General features: G+C 66.7%; 16 protein-coding genes and 3 pseudogenes. 14 read left to right on the plus strand and 5 right to left on the minus strand.

What is annotated here, in order from left to right; genetic code table 11:
* Nucleotides 1–28 precede the first annotated feature (28 nt).
* The 4 genes from E1956_RS04475 (at nt 29) to msrQ (ending at nt 5481) form a co-directional block, all read left to right on the plus strand.
* Nucleotides 29–2242, plus strand: coding sequence for a cytochrome c biogenesis protein ResB (locus E1956_RS04475; RefSeq protein WP_134747575.1), 2214 nt, complete (start codon nt 29–31; stop codon nt 2240–2242).
* Between the two features lie 63 nt (nt 2243–2305).
* Nucleotides 2306–3541 carry a c-type cytochrome biogenesis protein CcsB gene (gene ccsB, locus E1956_RS04480; protein ID WP_134747576.1) on the plus strand — a complete coding sequence of 412 codons (1236 nt, stop codon included), beginning with the start codon at nt 2306–2308 and terminating at the stop codon, nt 3539–3541.
* A gap of 202 nt (nt 3542–3743) precedes the next feature.
* Complete coding sequence (msrP, locus tag E1956_RS04485; RefSeq protein ID WP_134747577.1) at nt 3744–4745, plus strand: protein-methionine-sulfoxide reductase catalytic subunit MsrP; 1002 nt, start codon at nt 3744–3746, stop codon at nt 4743–4745.
* Between the two features lie 25 nt (nt 4746–4770).
* On the plus strand, nt 4771–5481 hold the full coding sequence (msrQ, locus tag E1956_RS04490) for a protein-methionine-sulfoxide reductase heme-binding subunit MsrQ (protein WP_134747578.1): 711 nt from the start codon (nt 4771–4773) through the stop codon (nt 5479–5481).
* A 141-nt stretch (nt 5482–5622) separates the two neighbouring features.
* Here msrQ and lysA read toward each other — a convergent pair whose 3' ends face one another.
* Entirely contained in the window at nt 5623–6894 is a 1272-nt protein-coding gene (lysA, locus tag E1956_RS04495; RefSeq protein WP_134747579.1) for a diaminopimelate decarboxylase, read from the minus strand.
* Between the two features lie 46 nt (nt 6895–6940).
* The gene (lptM, locus tag E1956_RS04500) at nt 6941–7282 is read right to left on the minus strand and encodes an LPS translocon maturation chaperone LptM (protein ID WP_232071265.1); all 342 of its coding nucleotides are present in this window, start codon (nt 7280–7282) and stop codon (nt 6941–6943) included.
* A gap of 53 nt (nt 7283–7335) precedes the next feature.
* On the opposite strand from lptM, the gene cyaY reads away from it, so the two are divergent.
* The gene (cyaY, locus tag E1956_RS04505; RefSeq protein WP_134747581.1) at nt 7336–7653 is read left to right on the plus strand and encodes an iron donor protein CyaY; all 318 of its coding nucleotides are present in this window, start codon (nt 7336–7338) and stop codon (nt 7651–7653) included.
* A gap of 725 nt (nt 7654–8378) precedes the next feature.
* Here the strand turns inward: cyaY and E1956_RS04510 are convergent.
* Complete coding sequence (locus E1956_RS04510; protein ID WP_134747582.1) at nt 8379–10835, minus strand: penicillin-binding protein 1A; 2457 nt, start codon at nt 10833–10835, stop codon at nt 8379–8381.
* Between the two features lie 294 nt (nt 10836–11129).
* On the opposite strand from E1956_RS04510, the gene pilM reads away from it, so the two are divergent.
* From pilM to ugpQ, 8 genes and pseudogenes are all read left to right on the plus strand, one after another.
* Nucleotides 11130–12143: a type IV pilus biogenesis protein PilM gene (gene pilM / locus E1956_RS04515; RefSeq protein ID WP_134747583.1), complete on the plus strand. Its 1014-nt coding sequence runs from the start codon at nt 11130–11132 to the stop codon at nt 12141–12143.
* Entirely contained in the window at nt 12140–12835 is a 696-nt protein-coding gene (locus E1956_RS04520; RefSeq protein ID WP_134747584.1) for a fimbrial assembly protein, read from the plus strand. Before pilM ends, E1956_RS04520 begins: the two co-directional genes overlap by 4 nt.
* Nucleotides 12832–13725 (plus strand): hypothetical protein, encoded by an 894-nt coding sequence (locus E1956_RS04525; protein WP_134747585.1) that lies wholly within the window; start codon nt 12832–12834, stop codon nt 13723–13725. The genes E1956_RS04520 and E1956_RS04525 overlap by 4 nt, the downstream gene beginning before the upstream one ends.
* Nucleotides 13722–15426, plus strand: a pseudogene (locus E1956_RS04530) (type IV pilus secretin PilQ). The gene E1956_RS04525 and the pseudogene E1956_RS04530 overlap by 4 nt, the downstream one beginning before the upstream one ends.
* A gap of 162 nt (nt 15427–15588) precedes the next feature.
* Nucleotides 15589–16143 carry a shikimate kinase AroK gene (gene aroK / locus E1956_RS04535; protein ID WP_134747586.1) on the plus strand — a complete coding sequence of 185 codons (555 nt, stop codon included), beginning with the start codon at nt 15589–15591 and terminating at the stop codon, nt 16141–16143.
* Nucleotides 16144–16185: 42 nt separating this feature from the next.
* Nucleotides 16186–17268, plus strand: coding sequence for a 3-dehydroquinate synthase (aroB, locus tag E1956_RS04540; RefSeq protein ID WP_472802074.1), 1083 nt, complete (start codon nt 16186–16188; stop codon nt 17266–17268).
* A 171-nt stretch (nt 17269–17439) separates the two neighbouring features.
* Nucleotides 17440–18579 (plus strand): annotated as a pseudogene (locus E1956_RS04545) (deoxyguanosinetriphosphate triphosphohydrolase); the annotation flags it as partial.
* Nucleotides 18580–18717: 138 nt separating this feature from the next.
* On the plus strand, nt 18718–19479 hold the full coding sequence (ugpQ, locus tag E1956_RS04550) for a glycerophosphodiester phosphodiesterase (RefSeq protein WP_134747588.1): 762 nt from the start codon (nt 18718–18720) through the stop codon (nt 19477–19479).
* 118 nt (nt 19480–19597) lie between these two features.
* Here ugpQ and E1956_RS04555 read toward each other — a convergent pair whose 3' ends face one another.
* Both E1956_RS04555 and E1956_RS04560 read right to left on the minus strand, forming a co-directional pair.
* Nucleotides 19598–19975: an ElaB/YgaM/YqjD family protein gene (locus E1956_RS04555; protein WP_134747589.1), complete on the minus strand. Its 378-nt coding sequence runs from the start codon at nt 19973–19975 to the stop codon at nt 19598–19600.
* 516 nt (nt 19976–20491) lie between these two features.
* Nucleotides 20492–21211 carry an OmpW/AlkL family protein gene (locus E1956_RS04560; protein ID WP_134747590.1) on the minus strand — a complete coding sequence of 240 codons (720 nt, stop codon included), beginning with the start codon at nt 21209–21211 and terminating at the stop codon, nt 20492–20494.
* Between the two features lie 188 nt (nt 21212–21399).
* Here E1956_RS04560 and E1956_RS04565 point away from each other — a divergent pair.
* A pseudogene (locus E1956_RS04565) lies at nt 21400–22089 on the plus strand (transposase); the annotation flags it as partial.
* Nucleotides 22090–22569: the final 480 nt, after the last annotated feature.

Raw genomic sequence — 22569 nt, forward strand, 5'->3', positions numbered from 1 at the left:
GAAAAGTGCAATGAGAAGCGGAGTTTGAATGAGCGTCACCACGCAGGGTTTGCAGTTGAATATCCGCCAGAGAGCGGTCAGAAGCGCCGTTGAGCTGCTCAGTTCGATGCGCTTTGCCATCGCGCTGCTCGTGGTGTTGTCCATTGCGAGCATCATCGGCACGGTGCTCACGCAGGACGACCCGTACCCGAACTACGTCAACCAGTTCGGCCCGTTCTGGGCCGATATCTTCCGTTCGCTGAGCCTCTACACGGTCTACAGCGCCTGGTGGTTCATGACCATCCTCGGCTTTCTCGTGGTGTCGATCTCGCTTTGCGTGATCCGCAACGGCCCGAAGATGATCGCGGACATGAAGAGCTGGAAGGACAAGGTCCGCGAAGGCAGCCTGCGCGCGTTCCATCACAAGGGCGAGTTCGCGCTCGAAGGCGCCACGCGCGCCCAGACGTCCGCCACGCTCGGCAAGCTCGCGCAGCGCCTCGGCTACAAGTTCGTCACCCGCGAGACGGAGGGCGCAACGCTCATCGCCGCCAAGCGCGGCGCGCTCACGAAGATCGGCTATATCTTCGCGCACCTCGCCATCGTGGTGATCTGCGTCGGTGGCCTGCTCGACAGCAATCTCCCGATCAAATTCCAGATGTGGCTCTTCAACAAGACGCCCATTCAGAGCAACGCCGTCATCAACGACATTGCGCCCGAGCACCGTCTTTCGACCTCGAACCCGACCTTCCGCGGCTACGCGTGGGTGCCCGAGGGGCAGTATGTGTCGACGGCCATCCTGAACCAGCCCAACGGCTCGCTCATCCAGGACCTGCCGTTCTCGATCCAGCTCAACAAGTTCATCGTCGATTACTACTCGACCGGCATGCCCAAGCTCTTCGCGAGCGACATCGTCGTGATCGATCACAAGACGGGCCAGCGCATTCCGGCGCGTATCGAGGTGAACGAGCCGTTCGAGTACGACGGCGTGTCGATCTATCAATCGAGCTTCCAGGACGGCGGCTCGCAGATGCAGATGACGGCCTGGCCCATGGCCGGCGCGAGCGCGACGAGCTTCCCGTTCGGCGGCACGATCGGCAATTCGGCGCAGCTAAAGTTGCCCGCGGGCGAGAGCGTGCCGGGTGTGGACGGCCAGACCATCGAATTCGCCGACTTCCGCGCGATCAACGTCGAGAACGTCTCGAACGGCAGCGGCCAGAACGACGTGCGCGGCGTCGCGCATCAGACCCTCAAGGAAGCGTTCGACGAGCGCCTCGGCTCGGGCGCGAAGAGCTCGAAGCCGCTCGACCTGCACAACGTCGGGCCGTCGGTGCAGTACAAGGTGCGCGACAAGGACGGCCAGGCACGCGAGTACAACAACTACATGCTGCCCGTCGACGTGGGCGGCGCGCGCATCTTCCTCGCGGGCATGCGCGAGAACCCCGACGAGCCGTTCCGCTACCTGCGCATCCCCGCCGATAGCGGCGGCACGATGAAGGAGTGGATGCTGCTGCGCGCTGCATTCGAGGATCCGGCGCTGCGCGCGCAGGCCGCGCACCAGTTTGCCCAGCGCTCGGTCCCCGATTCGAACCGCGAGTTGCAGCAGCATCTGGAAGACAGCGCGCTGCGCGTCCTGACCCTTTTCGCGGGCGCCGATCCCTCGATGCAAGTCGCGCCGGGTATGAGCAAAGCCGCGCAGGCAGCCGGCTTCCAGGCGGTGGCGGCATTCATCGACAAATCCGTGCCCAAGGATCAGCAGGAAAAGGCCGCGGGGCTGCTGTTGCGCATGCTCGAAGGCGCGACTTGGGACCTCTGGCAGCTCGCGCGCACGCAGGCCGGCGAGCCCGTGCTCACGCCCGATGCGCAGTCGGCGCGCTTCGTGCAGGACTCGATCAACGCGGTTTCGGACAGCTTCCTGTATGGATCGCCTGTCTATCTACAACTTGATTCATTCAAGCAGGTGCAAGCTTCGGTATTTCAGTTGACACGCGCACCGGGCAAGAAAGTCGTGTATCTTGGCAGCCTGTTGCTCGTGCTTGGGATCTTCTCGATGTTCTACGTGCGCGAGCGACGTCTGTGGTTCTGGCTGAAGGACCGGAGCGAGGCCAGCGGCAAGGGCGTTGACGTCATCATGGCGATGTCGACCGCGCGCCGCACCCTCGACTTCGAGAAAGAGTTTGCCCGTACCCGCGAAGCGGTCTCCCGTGCCTTGGGCACGAAACCCGAGACCCGCGCAGGCGACGGCGGGACGGACCGTACCCCTTGATCCACGCGCCCTTCAAACGAAGGACGCGATCCACGGAAACTCACGATCGACACCGGTAAGCCCATGGACTTGACTCAGGTTACTTCTTCCGCGCAAACGAGCCGCGCCGACCGCGCGGCTACCGCCGCGGCGCGCGACGCAGCGCTCGCGCATGATCCCCACGCAGAGGCCTTCTTCGACGAACGCCCGTTCCTGCGCCGTCTCACGGCGCTCGACTGGCTGTTCGCGCTGGCGCTGGTCGTGGGCGCGGGCTTCGCGCTCTCGCGCTACCACGCGCACATGAACTACTACGACAAGCTGGTGCTCTGCGGCACGGTGCCGGCGCTCGTCGTGCTGGGCTGGCGCTGGAAGCCGGCGCGCCTCTTGATGGCGGCGATCGCCGTGCTGTCGATCGGCGCGATCCAGATCTATCAGGGGGACCTCGCGCGCGCCGATCAGGCGTTCTTCCTCAAGTACTTCCTCTCGAGCCAGTCGGCCATCCTCTGGATGAGCGCGCTCTTCGTGCTCGCGACGTTCTTCTACTGGGTCGGCCTGCTCTCGCGCTCGCCCTCGGGCGGGTCGATCGGCTCGAAGCTCACGTGGGCGGCGGTGCTGATGGGCTTCGTCGGCCTGATGGTGCGCTGGTACGAGTCCTACCTGATTGGCGCGGACGTCGGCCATATTCCCATCTCGAACCTCTACGAAGTGTTCGTGCTGTTCAGCCTGATCACGGCGCTCTTCTATCTGTATTACGAAAAGCACTACAACACGCGCGCGCTCGGCGCCTTCGTGCTGCTCGTGATCAGCGCGGCCGTGGGCTTCCTGATGTGGTACTCGATCTCGCGCGACGCGCAGCAGATTCAGCCGCTCGTGCCCGCGCTGCAAAGCTGGTGGATGAAGATCCACGTGCCGGCGAACTTCATCGGCTACGGCAGCTTCGCGCTCTCGGCGATGGTGGGCGTGGCCTACATCATGAAGGAGCGCGGCGTGCTGGCGGACCGCCTGCCCGCGCTCGACGTGCTCGACGACGTCATGTACAAGTCGATCGCCGTTGGCTTCGCGTTCTTCACGATCGCCACGATCCTTGGCGCGCTGTGGGCCGCGCAGGCCTGGGGCGGCTACTGGAGCTGGGACCCGAAGGAAACCTGGGCGCTGATCGTGTGGCTCAACTACGCGGCGTGGCTGCACATGCGCCTCATGAAGGGGCTGCGCGGCGGCGTGGCTGCCTGGTGGGCGCTCACGGGTCTGCTCGTCACGACCTTCGCCTTCCTCGGCGTGAACATGTTCCTCTCGGGCCTGCATAGCTACGGCAAGCTGTAACGCCCGGTAATGGCGTGCTGTGTAACCGCAGCCGCCCGCGCAACGAACTAACCGCTGGATGCCTCGCGCTCCGGCGGTTTTTTATTGGCCGGGCGGGAAGGATTGTGGATGGCGCGTGTTTGCCCGTTAGTGGTGGGCCCAGAACGGCGCGCGGGCGCGGCGGGTTCTATCCTTAATGGACGGCCGGGACAGGAGCAACAACATGTGGATCAAGCGCAGCAGCAGGATCATCCTCAACGGCGACGACATCGCCGCGAGCGAGATCACGCCGCAAAAGGTGTACGAACAGCGCCGCCGGATCATGAAGGCGGCCGGCGCGCTCGCGCTCGGCGGCGTCACCGGAATGTTCGACGTGCGCGATGCCTTCGCGGAATATGCGTCGCCGGACCCGAAGGCGCTCAAGCTCGGCGCGAAGACCAACACGAAGTTCGTCGCGCTCGACAAGATCACGCCGTACAAGGACATCACGACCTATAACAACTTCTACGAGTTCGGCACCGACAAGGGCGATCCGGCCGAGAACGCGCACACGCTGCGCCCGCGCCCCTGGAAGGTGAGCGTGGAAGGCGAGGTGAAGAACGCGAAGGTCTACGACATCGACGAGATTCTCAAGCTCGCGCCGCTCGAGGAGCGCGTGTACCGGCACCGCTGCGTGGAAGGCTGGTCGATTGTGGTTCCGTGGATCGGCGTGTCGCTTTCCGAGCTGATCCGCCGCGCGCAGCCTACCGGCAACGCGAAATACGTGCAGTTCATCACGCTCGACGACCGCTCGCAGATGCCCGGCCTCGCCGACCCGATCCTCGATTGGCCGTACTCCGAAGGATTGCGCATGGACGAGGCGATGAACCCGCTCACGCTGCTCACCGTTGGCCTCTACGGCCAGGTGCTGCCGAACCAGAACGGCGCGCCGGTGCGCGTGGTGCTGCCGTGGAAGTACGGCTTCAAGAGCGCGAAGTCGCTCGTGAAGATCCGCTTCGTGGAGAAGCAGCCGCCAACGAGCTGGAACACCTACGCGCCCAACGAATACGGCTTCTACTCGAACGTCAATCCGAACGTCGATCACCCGCGCTGGAGCCAGGCGACGGAGCGGCGCATCGGCGAGGACGGCTTTTTCACGCCCAAGCGCAAGACGCTCATGTTCAACGGCTACGGTGACCTGGTGGCGTCGATGTATCAGGGCATGGATCTGCGCAAGAACTTCTGAGAGCGACGCGGCAATGGAGCAACCCATGGAATCTACGACCGTTTCGCCGCGCGTGGTGGCCGGCGGCACGAAGAGCGCGACGAGCCCTCGCGCGGCGCAGGCGAGGCCGGCAGTCAGCGGCCCGCGCTGGCTGCCGTGGGCGAAGGCGGCGGTGTTCGTCGCGGCGTGGTATCCGCTCGCGCGCATCGTGTTGTTCGGCGTGACGGACCGGCTCGGCGCCAATCCGATCGAGTTCATCACGCGCTCGACGGGGCTGTGGACGCTCGTGTTCCTCTGCATCACGCTCGCGGTCACGCCGCTGCGCCGGATGACCGGCTGGAGCGTGCTGATCCGCTTTCGGCGCATGCTCGGGCTCTACGCGTTCTTTTACGCCGTGCTTCACTTCACGACGTACGTCTGGTTCGACAAATGGTTCGACGTGGCCGCGATGCTCAAGGACGTCGGCAAGCGGCCCTTCATCACGGTGGGCTTCGCGGCCTTCGTGCTGCTGATTCCGCTCGCGATCACCTCGACGCGCGCGATGGCGCGCAAGCTCGGCCGCCGCTGGCAGACGCTGCACCGGCTGATCTATGCGATCGGCGTGCTCGCGATCCTGCATTTCTGGTGGATGCGGTCGGGCAAGCACGATCTCGTGCTGCCGAAGCTCTATGGCGCGATCATGGTTGCGCTGCTCGGCTGGCGGATCGGTGTGTGGCTGATCGCGCGGCTAAAGGCGCGTGCGGCGATGCGCTTGTAGCCGTCCGGCACGCGGGGCGCAAGCGCGGGCAGCACAACTCGGTTGACTGAGTTCGGCTAACCACGAGCAGCCAACAAAAAAGCGACGCACGATGGCGTCGCTTTTTCACATTCAGCGCGGGCTCGTTGCGCCCGGCGCCGCTCAATCCGGCAGCAGGTGCTCGCCCGCGAGCAGTTGCTGCACCGTCTCGCGCTCGCGCGCGACGTGCACGCGCGTGCCGTCGACCATGACTTCGGCCGCGCGCGGGCGCGTGTTGTAGTTCGAGCTCATCACGAAGCCATACGCGCCCGCCGAGCGGATCGCGAGCACGTCGCCGGCCTCGATCGCGAGCGAGCGCTCGCGGCCCAGCCAGTCGCCGCTCTCGCACACGGGGCCGACGATGTCATAGGTGGGCGCGGCGCCTGCGCGCTCAGTGACGGGCTCGATGGCGTGATACGCCTCGTACATGGCCGGGCGTGCGAGGTCGTTCATCGCGGCGTCGACAATCGCGAAGTTCTTTTCCGCGCCGGGCTTCAGGAACTCGACGGTCGTGAGCAGGATGCCCGCATTGCCAACGAGCGAGCGGCCCGGCTCGAAGTACACCTCGCGGGTCTTGCCCGTTTTCGCGCCGTGCGCCTCGATGCGATCGAGCACGGTGCGCACGAATTCGCCGATATCGGGCGGCGTTTCGTCGTCGTAGCGGATGCCGAGGCCGCCGCCCACATCGATGTGGTGGATCTGCACGCCGTCCGACTCGATCTGGTCGACGAGCTCGAGCACCTTGTCGACGGCGTCGAGATACGGCGCGACTTCGGTGATCTGCGAGCCGATATGGCAATCGATGCCAACGACGTGCAGATGCGGCATGGCCGCCGCAGCGCGGTAGGTCGCGCGCGCCTCGTCGAAGGCGACGCCGAACTTGTTCGACTTCAGGCCCGTGGAGATGTACGGGTGCGTCTTTGCGTCGACGTCCGGGTTCACGCGCAGCGAGACCGGCGCCTTCTTGCCCAGCTCGCCCGCGACGGCGTTCAGGCGGTCGAGTTCGGGAATCGACTCGACGTTGAAGCACTTCACTCCCGCTTCGAGCGCCATGCGCATCTCGTCGGGGTGCTTGCCCACGCCCGAGAACACCGTGTTCGCCGCCTTGCCGCCCGCGGCGAGCACACGCGCGAGCTCGCCGCCCGAGACGATGTCGAAGCCCGCGCCCTCGCGCGCGAACACGTTGAGCACGGCGAGATTGCTGTTCGCCTTGACTGCCACGTGCACCGTGGCGCGGCGGCCCGCGCAGGCGTCCGCGTAGGCGTGCCATGCGGCGGTGAGCGCCGCGCGCGAGTAGACGTAGAGCGGGGTGCCGTACTGTGCGGCGAGATCGGCAGCAGACACGCCTTCGACGAAGAGCGTGCCGTTGTCACGGTGAAAAGCGGGCTGGGTCATGCGAGCGTCTGGTTGAGTCGGTGCGGGTTTCTGCTCAGGCGGCTGCTTACTGCGCCGGGGCTGCAGCGGAAGCAGGTTGCGCGTCGCTGGCGGCCGCGGGCGCGGAATTCAGTTCGGCATCCGGGGACAGCGAAAGCGGCGTGCCCGACGTGTCGGGCAGCTCGCCGGCTTGCACGCCCGAGGCCGGCATGGCGGTTTCGGGCGACGGCTGCGCGTTGTCGTCGGGCTGCGTCTCGAAATTAGGCTTCTGCGGCAGCGGCGGCACGTTGGGCATGTAGAGCGGACCCTTCTGGCCGCAGCCTGCCAACGAAAGCGCGGCGACAGCGCTGACGGCGAAAGCGGCTAGAATCTTGCCGGTCGTCGATACGCGGGGCGTCCGTGCGCGCATCCTGAAATTGACACGCATAATTGTCCCTGAATGATTAACCGGTGGAGTTTAGCATGCCAGATAGTGACTACCTGAGCCGCGCGGAGGCCGTGCTGGCGGCGGTGGAGCGCGCCGTGGACGAGTCCGATGCCGATATCGAACTCGAGCGCAGCGGCAACGTTCTGACGCTCGAATTCGAGAATCGCACGAAGATTATCGTGAATTTGCAGCCGCCGATGAGCGAGATCTGGATCGCGGCCAAGGCGGGCGGGTTTCATTACCGGTTCATCGACGGCGAGTGGCGCGATACGCGCACGGGCACCGAGTTCTTTTCGGCGCTCACCGCCTATGCGACCGAGCAGGCTGGCGAGCCGGTCACGTTCAAGCCGTAAGACGACGGCTGAGGATGGCGCGCGGGCCTGTGCGTCGCGCTGTCGCCAAATGCGAAAACAGCCAGCGAAACTGAACTAAAGTCGGCTGGCTGTTTTCGTTGTGGCAGGAACTGCGCTTGGTCCCGCCGTCACGCCTTACCTACACAAGATGGACAGAGTCGCACTCCCCGTCGACGTGTTAAGTCCATCATTAACGTCCACGCTGGCAGCGGCCGTGATATATCCCAATTGAGATGGCGCGTTGGCGAAGCATGTGAAGTTCGCGGTCGTTGCACTCGTTGGCGTGATAGAGATATTCTTGCCTTCCCAGACAAACCCCTGAGCCCCCCCGCGTGGAAAATTCCCGATCTGCCCGGAAGCAGTGCAGGTACCGGAAGCGCCGGCGGAGCAACTCAGCGTCACATTACCCGGCGAGGGCACCATTTGGGCTGTGGCCGCGCCGGAAGCTGCAGCAAACGCGCAAGCAACTGCGCTTGCGATCAGAATTCCTCGGAATTTACCAATCATTTAGATATCCTTATTTTGATGAGCGAGAGGCCATCATAAATAGCTAGATATCTCATAAATAAAGCTCGCCCTCGAACGGTGTTCCTTCTTGCGAGATATCAAGGAGACGGGCCACGAAGCTGCTTGGCTGTGTCAGAGCGGCACTGCGCGTTGATTGAGCAAGAAAAAGCCGCCGTGCGAACACGGCGGCTTCCCGGTACAACATCGGCCAAGTGCGCTCAATGCCCGCGGAACAGGTTCATGATGTCCTCCTTCTCCTTCGCGTTGACCTGCTCGGGCGCCGGAGCCTGATCGCCGCCCGCGCCCGAGGCGCCGCTCGCCTGGGCGTCCAGCGCGGCCTGGCTGATGCCCACCGTCGAAACGAAGCCGCGGCCCGGCGTGGCGTCGGCGTAGTAAAGCTCGTCGCCGAGCGTGACGACGCCATCGGGCATCGGCATCTTGTACTCGGGCACGCCGTTGAGCGCCTTCTGCATGTATTCGATCCACACGGGCAGCGCGAGGCCGCCGCCGGTCTCCTTGTCGCCGAGGCTGCGCGGATTGTCGTAGCCAATCCACGCAATGGCCGCGAGCGTGTGCTGATAGCCCGCGAACCAGGCGTCGCGCGAGTCGTTGGTCGTGCCGGTCTTGCCGCCGAGGTCGGTGCGCTTCAGCGCGTTCGATTTCGCGCCCGTGCCGCGCTGCGCGACGCTCTGCAGCAGGCTGTTCATGATGTACGCATTGCGCGGGTCGATCGCGCGCGGCGCGTTCTGCGCCGCCACGAGCGGCTGCGCCTGCGCGACCACCATGCCGCGCTGATCGGTGACTTCGGCGATCAGATACGGATTCACGCGATAGCCGCCGTTGGCGAACACGGCATAGCCGCCCGCCATCTGCAGCGGCGTGACGAGACCCGCGCCGAGCGCCATCGGCAGATAGGCCGGATGGCGGTCCGCATCGAAGCCGAAGTGCGTGATGTATTGCTGCGCGTACTTCGTTCCGATGTGGTTGAGAATGCGGATCGACACGAGGTTCTTCGACTTCATGAGCGCGGTGCGCATGGTCATCGGCCCGTCGAAGCCGCCGCCATAGTTCTTCGGCTCCCACGCCTGGCCGCCCGTTTCCGCGGCGCTGAAGAAGAGCGGCGCATCGTTGATGATGGTGGCCGGTCCCAGACCCTTGTCGAGCGAGGCCGAGTAGATGAACGGCTTGAAGCTCGAGCCCGGCTGGCGCCACGCCTGCGTGACGTGGTTGAACTTGTTCTTGTTGAAGTCGAAGCCGCCCACCAGCGCGCGGATGGAGCCGTCCTGCGGCACGATGGAGATGAACGCCCCTTCGATCTGCGGCAATTGCGTGATCGACCATGCGCCGGCGCTGCTTCCCGCGCTGTTTCCCGAGCCATTGCGCATGACGCGGATGATCGCGCCCGGCCGGATCCGCTGGCTCGGCTGCGCGCGCGCGCTCAAGTTGTATTGCGCGAAGCGCAGGCCGTCGCCGGTGATGGTGGCGGTGTTGCCGTCCATAAAGGTGGCCTGCACCTCCTTGGGGCTCGCCGACGTGACCACGGCCGCAACGAGCTCGCCGTTGTCGGGGTGTTCGAGCAGGGCGTCGTCGATGGCCTGCTCGCGGTCGTCGGCGTCGCTGGGCAAGTCGATGAAGGCCTCGGGCCCGCGATAGCCGTGACGCCGCTCGTAGTCCATCAGCCCCTTGCGCAGCGCGCGATAGGCGACGTCCTGGTCGGCCGAATCGATGGTCGTGACCACGTTCAGGCCGCGCGTGTAGGCCTCTTCGTGATATTGGGCGTACATCATCTGGCGCACCATTTCCGCCACGTACTCGGCGTGCACGCTGAATTCCTTGCCCGCGCCCTTGACGACGAGCGGCTGCTGCGCGGCCTCGTCGTATTGCTGCTGGGTGATGTAGTGCAGCTCGAGCATGCGCTCGAGGATGTACTCCTGACGCACCTTGGCGCGCTTCGGATTGACGACCGGGTTATACGCCGAGGGCGCCTTGGGCAGGCCCGCGAGCATCGCGCATTCGGCGAGCGTGAGATCTTTCAGATCCTTTCCGAAGTACACGCGCGCCGCGCTTGCGAAGCCGTAGGCGCGCTGCCCCAGATAGATCTGATTCATGTACACCTCGAGAATCTGATCCTTGGAGAGCTTCGACTCGATCTTGTACGCGAGCAGCATCTCGTAAATCTTGCGCGTGTAGGTCTTCTCGCTCGACAGGAAGAAGTTGCGCGCCACCTGCATGGTGATCGTGCTCGCGCCCTGCGAGGCATGGCCATTGGTGAGCGCGACAAAACCCGCGCGCGCGATGCCCGTGAGGTCGACGCCGCCGTGCTCGTAGAAGCGCGCGTCCTCGATCGCGAGGATGGCCTTCTTGAGGTTGTCGGGCACGTCCTGGATATGGACGATGTCGCGCCTCTCCTCTCCGAATTCGCCGATCAGCACGTGGTCGCGCGTGTAGATGCGCAGCGGCACCTTCGGGCGATAGTCGGTGAGCGCGTCGAGCGAGGGCAGGTTCGGCGTGGCGACGATGAGCGCATAGCCGAGCACGAGCACCATGCAGGCGGCGGCGCCCGCAATCAGACCGAAAAAGCCGATGAGCAGCTTGAACCACCACGGCCGCTTGCGCTTGGGCGGCGCGGGCGGCGTGGGCGGCGGAACAGACGAGGGAGGCTGAGCTTCTTGCATACGGACACCGGAAAAACAGTCCCGCGATTATAGCCGGCCGCCCTGGTGCGCTTTCGGAATGCTTACGTCTGGTGCGTGGTGAGGCTGGGTGAGGCGGGGCGGTGGTGTCGGCGGAACGGCCTGGACGCATAGACGCACTCTAGCCCTGTCTCGAAGGCGCGAGAAGATCGCCGCAGGCCGGCCACACGTGGATTGGCCATCTGGACGAGTGTGCGCGGCACGCGCCGCTTCGCACAATTTCCCCCTGAGCGCGTCGCGAATGGTTCGCGGCGCGACGCACAAGGGAGGAATCCGATGAGCTTGCTCAATCCGTTGTTGCTGGGTGCGCGCCGTTATGGCGCGGGCATCGACGTGGGCGCGCGCGGCGTCACGCTGGTGGTCCTGAGTCAGCGGCTGTTCGGCGGCGGGCCGCTGCGCATCGAATGGCTGGGGCGTGTGCCGCTCGCGCGCGAGGTGCTCTCGGGCGCGGAGATCGTCGATCGGCCGGCGCTGGTTAGCGCGTTGCAGGAGGTGTTCGGCGCGCTGCCGCCCGCCTGCGCTCAGGCCTCGCTGCGTTGCGCGATGGCGCTGCCCTCGGGGGCGACGCTGCTTGCATCGGTGCCGCTCGCGCGGTTGGCGCCGGTGCCTGCGGGAGCAGCCGCGCGGAAGTTGGACGCATCGGGTCTCTACACGGAGCTCGAGCCGCTCGTGCTGGCCGAGGCGGAGCGCGTGTCCGGCATCGAGCGCACCGAGCTCGCCGTGGACTGGCGCGTCGGCCCGCTTGGGCTCGAGTGCGGCGTAGCGTCCATGCACGAGGCGCAGGTCATGATCGCGGCGACGGCGCGCGCCCATCTGGAGGCCCGCATCGAATGCGCCGCAATGGCGGGCGTCGCGTTGTGCGCAGTGGACGACGAGGCATACGCCGCGCTGCGGGCGATGCGCCACGCCGCGGCGTTCGAGCTGCCGTCACACGAGGCCTGGGTGGCGCTGTGGATCGGCGCGGATGGCGTGCACGGCTGGTTCGTCGCCGAGGAATCGGTCGTGCGGACCATGCGCTTTCCGGCGCTCGAGCACGTGGATCTCGTCGAGGCCTTGCGTGACCTGGCGCAGGCCGAGGAGACGGGCTGCGCATTCGTGGCCGGCGATCTTGCCATGCTGCACGGCGTGCATTTTTCGCTCGCCGATATCGGCGATGTGCTCGGCTGTCCCGTGCTGCCGTTCGAATGCGGACCGCTCGCCGACGCCGACCGGCCGCTCGACGCCAATCTGCTGAACGACCCGTCGTGCGCCGTCGCGTTCGGCCTCGCCATGCGCGGGGTGGGCGAATGAGCGCGGGGGCGGGCAGCGGGCACGCGGCGCCGGTCGGTGCGCGCAATGGCGGGGCCGTCGTGCCGGGATCGGACATTGGCGGATTCAACTTGCTGCCATGGCGGCAGGGCGCGATGCGGCGCCTGCGCAGGCGCCGCGCACTCGAATGGCTGGCGGCGCTGATCGTGGGCGGCGCATGCGGCAGTGCCGCGGCGGGATGGCAACTGCTCGACCGCACCCGGGCGGAGACGGCCCGCGAGGCGGTGGAGCAACAGCTCGCGCGTCTCGATGCGCCGCTGACGCTGGCGCGCAAGCTCGCACGCGAAGCCGACGAGCGGCGCGCCGCGCGCGCCGAGGCGCAGCAGCGGGCGAGGCCGCTCGCGCACGTTTTTGCGCTCATCGAGGCGTTGTCGCAGGCGCGCACGGCGGGCGTGGTCCTCGAGCAGCTTGCGCAGCGCGCCGAAGAAACCGAGCTGCAGGCGAGCGCGGCCGACGAAGCCGCGGCGGCCGCCTGGCTTGCGCGCCTGCACGCGCTACCAGGGATCGCGGCGGTCAACGTGCGCGAACTGAAGCGCGCGCAGGAGGGTGCGCTTGCGCGTGAGCGCGCGGCACGTAGCGCGCCGATTCGGGTGGCGGTGCGACTCGCTTGGCAGGGCGCGGCGGCAGACGCAGGCGGCGCAACGCGTGGGGTGGTTGTGAAGGGGGCGAAATGAATGCCGCAATTGGGATACGCGCCCGTCCTGTTGGACGCTCACGCGCGCTTGGACTTGTGCCCGAACTCTTGCGCGGCTGGCTGCCCTTGCACGCGTGGAGCGGCCGGCGGCGTGCCGCCGCTGCCGTGGCGCTCGGCGCACTGGCCGCGGGACTGATGGGCGGCGCCTGCGTGGTCCTCGATCTCGGTGGCGGGCTGGCGGCGCAATCCGCGCTGGCCGATGCCAACGCGCGGCTCGCGGACGCGCGGCAAACGCTGGCGCGTCTGCCTGCCTTGCAGCGCGACGCGCAGGACTGGCCGCAGCGCGTGCGCGACGGCAACGCAGCCGGTGACATCCGCGGCGTGTCGGAGCTGGCGGCGCAGGCCGGGCTGGTGCTGATCGCACTGGAGCCGGCGCCCTCGGGCGGTGCCGGGGCAAAGGAGCTTCGCACAACGAAGCTGGTTGCTTCAGGCAGCTTCGGACAGCTGCGTGCTTTCCTCGAAGGACTTGCGGCGCTGCCCGAGCTTGCCGTACCTGCGGAGCTCACCGTCCGGCGCAGCGGCGGGAGCCTGGCGGTCTCGGCCATGCTGCAGGTGTTTGACGGACTGCCCGCTGTCTCCATTGCGCGCAACGACGAAGAAGGCGGCGCGCTTGCCGATCCGTTCGCAAGCCACTTCGCTGGAGCCCAAGGTGCCGCGGGGGCTCCGGGCGGAGCTGCGATGCGCCTCGCCGGCGTGCTGGTGGAGCGCGGCCGGGCCGTTGCCCTTGTCGAAACCACCGAAGGCACGGTGGCCGTGCAGGCCGGCGCCACGCTTGGCGGCGCGCGCGTGTCGAGCGTGGATCCGGCGCGCGTTGTGCTCGCGCTCGACGGTGCGACGCACACCCTGGGCTGGGCGGAGGACGCCAAATGACAATCGGACAATCGGCGCGTTTGGGCGCGAGCTTGTCGTGGCGTGCGCATGCCGTTCGTCGGACGACCCACTTGCTCATTTGTGCGCTCGTATTGATCGCGCAGGCCACATGGGTCACGCCCATCGCACGCTGCGCCGTGCCGCCGCCGCTGCCGGCGTGGCGCCAGGCCGCCGTGCCGGTTGCGCGTTACGAGGTGCCGCCGCTGCCGCCAGGCGGAGCGGGCGGGGAGACCGATGCGCCGACTGGCTGGGTCGCGAATCCGTTCGTGCCTGCAAACGGCGCGCAAGCCGCCTCGCTGCCGGGCGCGGCCGAGGAAGAGCGCGTCGATCCGGCAATGTCGCGCGCGGGGCCGGCGCCCGTGCTAACGCCAGCGTCAGCAGCCGGTGCCGCCACGCCCGACGCGACTCCACTGCTTGAAGGGCCGCCCGTGCCGCTGCGCGCGCCTGCGCGCCTGAGTGACGCGTCGCCGGACCAGGACGGCCTGCCGCCCGACCGCCCGATCTCGCTCAATTTCCAGCGCGCCGAGCTTTCGGCCGTGCTGCACGCGTTCGCGCAATTTACGAAGCTGAACATCGTCGCGAGCGAGCGAGCGCGTGCGTGGCCAGGTCACGCTGCGCCTCGACCGCGTGCCGTGGCGCGCGGCCTTCGATTTGCTGCTAGTGTCGAACGGTCTGGCCATGGAGCGCACCGGCCGCGTACTCTGGGTCGCGCCAGCGGCGGACCTTGCTGCGCGCGAGCGCCAGCTCTTTGAAGCGCACGCGCGCGCCGCCGAGCTGGAGCCGCTCGCGAGCCGCGCGTTCGAACTCCAGTACGCGCGCGCTGAAGACCTGCGCCGGATCCTGACTGGTTCCGGCACGCAGCGCGCGCTTTCGAAGCGCGGCGCCGCCGTGGCGGACGCGCGCACGAATCTGCTGTTCGTCACCGATTTGCCGGCGCGCCTGGAGCAGATCGCCGATCTCATCCGGCGGCTCGACGCGCCCGCACGCCAGGTGCTGATCGAGGCGCGCATCGTCGAAGGGGATGAAGGCTTGTCGCGCGAACTGGGCGTGCGGCTCGGCCTCTACCCGACCGACCCCGACGCCGTTGCGCGTGGGCTGCACGGCAGCACGGCTGGCACGGTCTACGACTTGCCGGCGGGGCCGCTCTCCGGCTTTGACGCCGCACAGCTCGGCCTCACGCTGCTGGCCGCGCGCGCGACACGCCTGCTCGATGTCGAACTGAGCGCGCTGGAAGCCGAGGGGCGCGGGCGGGTGGTGTCGAGTCCGCGCGTCGTGACGGCCGACCGCACCAAGGCCGTCGTCGAGCAGGGCACCGAGCTGCCGTATCAGGCCAAGGTCGGGCAGGGCGTGTCGGGCGTGCAATTTCGCCGCGCCACGCTCAAGCTGGAGGTCGAGCCGCAGATCACGCCCGACGGTCGCGTGATCCTCGACCTCGACGTGGCCAAGGACAGCGTGGGCGAGCAAACCGCCGCGGGGCCGGCGATCCACACCAAGCATGTGCAGACGCGCGTGGAAATCGAGGACGGCGGCACGGTCTCGATCGGGGGCATCGACGCGACCGACGACCGGGACGATGTGACGCGCGTCCCGCTCCTGGGCAAAATACCGTTTTTGGGCGCGCTTTTTTCGCATCGCGCCCACCGCGACAGACGCAGCGAACTGGTGGTGTTCATCACGCCGCGCGTGGTCAGCGGGGACTAGATGCGGGGCGCGGGCACAGGCTGCACATGAGGCTCATGGTTTGGCCCCCAATCTGCGCCGTGCCGCGCGGCCCCCTGAAAAGGGCCGGAGCGCGGGCGCCGCAGGCTCGACAACGCCGCCGCTTTGCCAGTAAGCTGCGGCACCAACCTTTCGTAGGAAACGCTGCAAGTGCGGGACGCAAACGCCAATGTATTTTTCGTAGGGCTCATGGGCGCCGGCAAGACGACCGTGGGCCGGGCGGTCGCGCGCCGGCTTGAGCGTCCGTTTTTCGACTCCGATCACGAGATCGAGGCGCGCACGGGCGCGCGCATTCCGGTGATCTTCGAAATGGAAGGCGAGGCGGGCTTTCGCGATCGCGAGGCGCAGATGATCGACGAGCTCAGCGCGCGCGAAGGCATCGTGCTCGCGACGGGCGGCGGCGCCGTGCTGCGGCCCGAGAACCGCGCGGCGCTCAAGGAGCGCGGCTTCGTCGTCTATCTGCGCGCGCATCCGCACGATCTGTGGCTGCGCACGCGGCGCGACAAGAACCGGCCGCTGCTGCAGACCGAAGACCCCAAGGGGCGCCTCGAAGCGCTCTATGAGCAACGCGACCCGCTTTATCGCGAGGTCGCCGATTTCGTGATCGAGACCGGCCGGCCATCGGTGAACGGCCTCGTCAACATGGTGCTGATGCAGCTCGACATGGCCGGCGTCGCCCGAACCCCGGCTCGCGAGTAGGGTGCTCCTGCACGCGCCACCCATCCTGAACGTATGCCTCGCATGATTACCGTCAACGTCGAACTGGGCGACCGCGCCTACCCCATCCACATCGGTACCGACCTGATTGGCCAGACGGCGCTGTTCGCGCCGCATATCGCTGGCAAGTCGGTCACGATCGTCACCAATACCGTCGTCGAGCCGCTTTACGGCGAGAAGCTGCGCGCCGCGCTCGCGCCGCTCGGCAAGGACGTGCACACGGTCGTGCTGCCCGATGGCGAGGCGTACAAGAACTGGGAAACGCTCAATCTGATCTTCGACGCGCTGCTCGGCGCGCGCGCCGACCGCAAGACCACGCTGATCGCACTGGGCGGCGGCGTAACCGGCGACATGACGGGGTTCGCCGCCGCCTGCTATATGCGCGGCGTGCCGTTCATCCAGGTGCCCACGACGCTGCTCTCGCAGGTCGATTCGTCGGTGGGCGGCAAGACGGGCATCAACCACCCGCTCGGCAAGAACATGATCGGCGCGTTTTATCAGCCGCAGGCCGTGATCGCGGACATCGGCGCGCTCTCCACGCTGCCGCCGCGCGAGCTGGCGGCGGGCGTGGCCGAAGTCATCAAGACGGGCGCGATCGCCGATGCCGAATTCTTCGAGTGGATCGAGGCGAACGTCGAGGCGCTCAACCGTTGCGAGCCCGAGGCGCTCGCGCACGCAGTGAAGCGCTCGTGCGAGATCAAGGCTTCGGTGGTGGCCGCTGACGAGCGCGAAGGCGGCCTGCGCGCGATCCTGAACTTCGGCCACACCTTCGGTCACGCGATTGAAGCCGGTCTCGGCTATGGTGAATGGCTGCACGGCGAGGCGGTGGGCTGCGGCATGGTGATGGCGGCCGATCTCTCGGTGCGGCTCGGCATGCTCGACGAAGCCTCGCGGGAGCGGCTCGTGCGCGTGGTGAAGGCGGCGAAGCTGCCCGTCGAGGCGCCTGCGCTCGGCGCCGGGCGCTACGTCGAGCTCATGCAGGTCGACAAGAAAGCCGAAGGCGGCGCGATCAAGTTCATCCTGCTCGAGCGCTTCGGGCAGACGCAGATCGGCCGCGCGCCCGATGAAGCCGTGCAGGCGACGCTCGCCGCCACCGTGAAGGCCTGAATCCGGCGCTTCGAATCGCGGGCCGACTCGTGGCGTGAACCCGGGGCGTGAACGAACGCGGCCCGCGTCCGCAAGGCCGCGGCCGCCCCCATTGAGATCTTTGCGGAGGAACCGTTGAGCGACACCCGCAGCGACATTCGAGGCGACGCCCAGACGCCGCGCATGAGCGCGACGCTTGCCGCGTTCGACGCGGGGCTCGCGCCTTATGCGGCGCATGCCTCGCAAACGCGCGGCCGCCGCTTCGCCGAGCCGCCGCCCGCCGCGCGCAGCGAATTTCAGCGCGACCGCGACCGCATCGTCCATTCCACGGCCTTTCGCCGGCTCGAATACAAGACCCAGGTGTTCGTGAACCACGAAGGCGATCTCTTTCGCACACGGCTCACGCACAGCCTCGAAGTCGCGCAGATCGCGCGCTCGGTCGCCCGCAACCTGCGCGTGAACGAGGATCTCGTCGAGGCTATCTCGCTCGCGCACGACCTTGGCCATACGCCGTTCGGCCATGCGGGCCAGGACGCGCTCAACGAATGCATGCGCGAGCATGGCGGCTTCGAGCACAATCTGCAGAGTCTTGCCGTTGTCGACGAGCTCGAGGAGCATTACGGCGCGTTCGACGGCCTGAACCTGTGCTTCGAGACGCGCGAAGGCATCCTCAAGCACTGCTCGCGCGAGCACGCGCGAGGTCTGGGCGACTTGGGCGAGCGCTTCCTGCTCGGGCGGCAGCCCTCGCTCGAGGCGCAGATCGCCAATATCGCCGACGAAATCGCCTACAACAACCACGACGTGGACGACGGCTTGCGTTCGGGGCTCCTCACCATCGATCAGCTCGCCGAGGTCGAGCTCTGGCAGGCGCATTACGAAGCCGCGCGCGCCGAGTATCCGCACATCGAAGGGCGGCGCCTCGTGCACGAGACCGTGCGGCGCATCATTAACACGCTGATCGTCGACCTGATCGAGGAGACGAGCTGCAATCTCGCGAGGCACGCGCCGCAGTCGCTCGACGACGTGCGCGCTGCGCCCCCGATCGTCGCGCACAGCGAGGCTATGGCGGAGCAGGCCGCCGCCCTCAAGCGGTTTTTGTACCGGAATTTGTACCGGCACTACCGCGTGATGCGCATGGCGAACAAGGCGCGGCGTGTCGTGAAGGGGCTCTTCGAGGCGTTTTCCGACGATCCGCGGCTGCTGCCTCCGGCATACCAGATGCCCGACGAAGCATCGCAGCCGCGCCAGATCGCGCATTACATCGCTGGCATGACTGATCGCTACGCGCTCAAGGAGTACCGGCGCCTGTTCGTCGTCTCGGACGATGTTTGAGGCGATCGTGGCCAGGCTGACCGTGTCCAGGCGGAGCGGGGCTAGACCGACCGTGTCTGGGCCGACCGCGTCTAATCCGACCGCGTCCCAATCCGCCGCACGCACCGCTGCGCGAATCCCCTTTCCGGAGTCCAAACGATGACAAACTGGCCGTATCCGCGCATTGCCGCGCACCGCGGCGGCGGCACGCTCGCGCCCGAGAACACGCTGGCGGCCCTGTGCGTCGGCGCTGGTTTCGGGCACACGATGGTGGAGTTCGACGCCAAGCTCTCGGCCGACAACGTCGCGTTCCTCCTGCACGACGACACGGTCGAGCGCACCTCGAACGGACGTGGCGCGGCTGCGCAGCTGCGCTACGCCCAGATCGCGGCGTTCGATGCGGGCAACTGGTGCGATCCGCGCTTCGAAGGCGAGCACATGCCGACGCTTGCCGAGGCAGCGCAGTGCTGCCGTGAAGAAGGGCTGGCGGCGAACGTGGAGATCAAGCCGTGCCCGGGGCGGGAGGTGGAAACGGGCCGCATCGTCGGCGCGGAGACGGCGCGGCTCTGGCGGGCGCTGTGGTTGGATCAGGCGGCAGCGCCGCCGCTGCTTTCCTCGTTCTCGTTCGAGGCGCTCGTGGCGGCGCGCGAAGCCGCGCCGGATCTGCCACGCGGCCTGCTGTTCGAGCGCGTGCCCGACGACTGGCGCGAGCAGACAGCCGCGCTCGGCTGCGTCTCGCTGCACGCGAGCCATCGGTATCTGGACGAGGCGCTCGTTCGCAGCATCAAGGAAGCCGGCCTGTTCATTCTCGCCTACACGGTGAACGACCTCGAACGCGCGCGCCTGCTCGCGAGTTGGGGCGTGGACACCCTCTGCACCGACCGCATCGACCTGATCGGGCCGCACGCGCTAGACGACTAGCGCGGCTTCAGGCCCGCTGCAGACGCTTTTTGCGCGACCGGCTCAGGGTTGCCGGGCGCGCTAGCCCATCCATCGATGCAGACCGACCAATGGGCGGGCCGCGTCGCCAGATACGGCCTTAACGCAGGCGCGAGAGTATCGCGCCTGTGACCAGCGCGACGCCGCCTACGATGGCGATCGCTTGCCACGGATTCGCGTGCACGTAGTCGTCGGCCTGGGTCATGGCTGCGTCGGCATGATCGCGCGTGGCGGCGCGCGCGACTTCGAGGCGTTCGCGCGCGGAGTCGAGGCGCTTGCGAATGTCGGCGCGCAACACCGCGGCGTCGGCTTGCGTGCCTTCGCTCAGCGTGGTTTCCAGTTCGGCGAGCAAATCCCGCAGTTCTTCGGCGATGTCGGCGGCTGCGCTGCGGCCGCGGCGCGCAATGCGCCGCGCGTGGCGGCCCGTGCGCGTCCAGGATTCTCCGATGGCGTCTCGCGTGTTCGGAAATGCGCTCATGAATGGCTCCGTTAGTGAAAACACAGGTAGAGGGCTCGCGGCGCCCGCGCAAAAAAAGCGGGACAGGCGAGGACAGGTGTACGAGTATTGCGCATTTCGGGTGCCCGGCGCGCCAAGGTGCGCAGGCGAAATTTCGCGCGGCCCACGCTGGCAGGGCCTGTCCGGCTGGGCTCACCCGGAGGGGTATCGCGGCCGCTGAGCTGCCGGTGCGCGGCGCTTGAGCGGGATTTGGGAGGCGCTTGGGTGGCACTTGGGCGGCAAATCGGTGCACCTTGTTTGCGACAAATGATTACGGGGACAGCACGGATTTTCCGAGAGGCATAGAATCAAGAAAAGCCAATCGGGATGTCAGAGGTAGTCGCCGTTGAGGTAGGGGAAGGTGGGGCGGCGGGAGGTGCCGCTCTCCGTCGGGCGCCGCGAAGGCGGGACGGAGAGCCTGGGCTGAGGAAGGCTGAGGCGGGTTGCTGCGAAGTTACCGTGCAGTCGCTGTGCAGCTGCTTTGAAGCGCGCCGGCGCTTAGAACATGTAGCCGACCTTCAGGTAGGTGACGAGCGGGTTCAGGTGAATCTTGGCTTCGGACTGCCGCACGGTGCCCAACTGGTTGTTCGCGACGGTGTTGAACGTCGCGGTCACGTTGAGAGGGACGTACGACAGCGAGAAACCGGCAAACCAGTGCTTCGTGAAGTTGTAGTTGAAGCCCACATTAAATACGGGCGCCCAGGAACGATCCGTCGAAGTGCTGGTCGGACCCCCAAGTACGCCTTCTTCGAACGTGGTGTTCGTGATGTGGGCGTCGGTGAACCAGGCATACGTGAAACCGATGCCGGCATAAGGACGGAATTTGGCATCAGGCTTGTTGAAGTAGTACTTGAGCAACAGTGCCGGGGCCCACAGGCGCGCTTCGCCGAGCTTGCCGAACTGGCTGAAGGTGCCGCTGCCGGAAAGGTCGAACTTCGGCGGAATGCCCAGTTCGGCTTCGGCAGCGAGGCTGTCGGTGATGAAGTAGCCGAGGGAGATGCCCAGCGTGTCGGACGTGCCGACACTGGCGCCCGTGTTCGGGATTGAAAGATTGACAGGCCTGCCGCCTGCGCTGTCGAGCTTGAGCGCGTCGCTGCTGTCCTGCGGCATGAAACGGAACCACCCCGTTGTAACGTAGAAGGTGTTGGCCGATTGTGCGTAAGCCCCCGACATGCAGGCGAGCGCGGCGGTCGCTGCCAGCGCCTGTTTTAATTTCATATATGTGCTCCTCCATTAAAGGCCCGCTCATTATGAACACAACGTTTGCAACAAACCATAGACGACCGCTAGAGCTTTTTCCCTAAGCGCCGCGAGCGTTCCGCTCGAGCCGTGATGCCCGCGAGAACGAGGGCTGGCGCGGCCTGGCGGGCATGCGGGTATTTACTAACGTACCAGGAAAATCGAGCATGGCACGGCTTGCACGTCTTTATGTTCCCGACCAGCCGCAGCATGTGATTCTGCGCGGACTGGACCAGCAGCCCGCTTTCGTCGACGACCAGGATTACGAACTGTTCATCGACTGCCTGAAGGCGGCGGCGCGCGATCATCATCTGGCGGTTCATGCGTGGGTCTTGATGCCCGGCGCGGTGCAACTGCTCGTCACGCCCTCTGACGAATCTAGCCTTCCCAAGGCGATGCAGGCGGTCGGCAGACGCTACGTGGCGCATTTCAACCGCCGCTACGCGCGGCGCGGCACGCTCTGGGAGGGGCGTTATCGCGCCACGGTCATCGAGGGCGAGCGCTTCTTCCTGCTGGCGAGCCGCGTCGTCGAGCTTGCGCCGGTGCGCAATCACCTCGTGGCGGCGGCCGAAGACTACCGATGGTCGAGTTATCGGCATCACATCGGGCTGACTGTAGACAGCCTCATTACCGATCACCCGCTTTACTGGGCGCTCGGCAACACGCCGTTCGAGCGCCAGCGCGCCTATCGCGAGCTCTGCGAGCAGCCGTTCGACGAACGCGAAACCACGCAGCTTATGCAGGCCACCCTCAAGGGCTGGGTGCTCGGCAGCGACACCTATCGGGAGTGGGCTTCGCGCACGGCGAACCGGCGTGTCTCGCCGCTGCCGCGCGGGCGGCCGCGCAAGGTGCGCGAAGCGCCCACGGCGGCAGGCGCTCCGGGCGCACAGGGTGCACCGGGAGTCAGTGCGTTCGGCGCGGCAGCGACCGCTGCTGCGAGCGGCAGCGCGGCTGCACAGAGCGCGCCCCATGCTGACAATCAATCGAACCCTAATTATCCGCCACCGGCGGGTGCACCCTCCGGCGCGCACGCGGGAAGTCATGCCGGCACCCATGCGGATAGTGGTACTGGCGCAACGCCAGGGACAAATCCGGGTGGCGCGGGGGGGCATTCGTCGGGTTCGACATCATCCGGTTCGAGTGGCGGCACCAGTTCGTCGCCGGTGCATCAGGAGCACAAGCCCGGCACTGGAACGCATTAATCGGCTTCCAGATCAAGGGTTTAGGCGAAGAAACGGCATCTGCGGATGCCGTTTTATTTTGCCCCAACATGATACGACCCCAATAAAATTGCTGTGCGATGCACCATCATGAAAATTGGGGTCTAACCATGCGAA

Origin of the sequence: Paraburkholderia pallida (genome assembly GCF_004524855.1) — a bacterium.
In the GTDB taxonomy this organism is placed as follows: Bacteria; Pseudomonadota; Gammaproteobacteria; order Burkholderiales; family Burkholderiaceae; genus Paraburkholderia; species Paraburkholderia oxyphila.